This window comes from Streptomyces varsoviensis (assembly GCF_000718635.1).
In the GTDB taxonomy this organism is placed as follows: Bacteria; Actinomycetota; Actinomycetes; order Streptomycetales; family Streptomycetaceae; genus Streptomyces; species Streptomyces varsoviensis.
In genome coordinates this window covers 1-207 of sequence record NZ_JOBF01000113.1, presented here as the reverse complement: position 1 = coordinate 207, position 207 = coordinate 1, and the positions used below count along the sequence as shown (strand labels likewise).

Below are 207 nucleotides of genomic sequence, written 5' to 3'. Positions count from 1 at the left end.
CCGGAAGAGGGCCACCTCGATCGCGAACAGCGCGGGCTGGGCGAACTCGGTGGTGCTCAGCCGGGCCTCGTCCCCATCGAAGACCATCTCCCGCAGCGCCGGGTCCAAAGCCGCGCACACCTCGTCGAACGCCGCCGCGAACACCGGGAAATCACGGTGGAGTTCGAGGCCCATCCCCACCCGCTGCGAACCCTGACCGGTGAAGAC

General features: G+C 69.1%; 1 protein-coding gene. It reads right to left on the bottom strand.

All coding sequences use genetic code 11. The features are described from left to right. A partial coding sequence (locus tag IF55_RS35835; protein WP_037967711.1) for an acyltransferase domain-containing protein occupies positions 1–207 on the bottom strand: 207 nt, incomplete at both ends.